The organism is Streptomyces viridosporus (assembly GCF_002078235.1).
GTDB classification, from domain to species: Bacteria; Actinomycetota; Actinomycetes; order Streptomycetales; family Streptomycetaceae; genus Streptomyces; species Streptomyces viridosporus.
In genome coordinates this window covers 1-684 of sequence record NZ_MSGP01000864.1, presented here as the reverse complement: position 1 = coordinate 684, position 684 = coordinate 1, and the positions used below count along the sequence as shown (strand labels likewise).

At 72.4% G+C, this 684-nt stretch carries 1 pseudogene; it reads right to left on the bottom strand.

What is annotated here, in order from left to right:
* Positions 1-655 (bottom strand): annotated as a pseudogene (locus B7L92_RS38260) (amidohydrolase family protein); the annotation flags it as partial.
* Between the last annotated feature and the right edge of the window lie 29 nt (positions 656-684).

Genomic DNA, 684 nt, shown 5'->3' with positions numbered 1-684 from the left:
CACCTCCAGGGCGATGCGCCGCTCGGCCAGGTGCCGGAGCAGCTCGGGGTCCCGGACGGAGCTGGTGCCGTGCCCGATCCGCTCGGCCCGCAGCTCGTTCAGCGCGTCCCACACCGTCTCCGGGCCGGTGGTCTCGCCGGCGTGCGGGACCGAGTGCAGCCCGGCGGCGATCGCCCGGTCGAAGTACGGCTTGAACNNGGATGTCGAAGCACCAGCGCAGCACGGTCCCGAACTCGGTCTCGGCCGCCTTGCGGGCGTCCTCGATCGCGTCCATGAAGGCACGCTCGTCGATGCCGCGGCGGGTGGAGGAGAACGGGGTGACGGTCAGCTCCGCGTACCGCACCTGCTGCCGGGCCAGCTCGCGGGCCACCTCGTAGGTCAGCAGGCGGACGTCCTCGGGGGTGCGGATCAGGTCGACGACGGACAGGTACACCTCGATGAAGTGGGCGAAGTCCGTGAAGACGAAGTAGTCGGCCAGGGCCTCGGGGTCGCTGGGGACCCGGGAGTCGGGGTGGCGGGCGGCCAGCTCCGAGACGATGCGGGGGGAGGCGGAGCCGACGTGGTGCACGTGCAGTTCGGCCTTGGGCAGTCCGGCGATGAAGGCGTGCAGGTCGCGGCCCTGCACGGCGGTGGCTGCGTCGAGGCGGTCGGTCAATGTTCCTCCCCGGAACGGCGCCCCGGGCC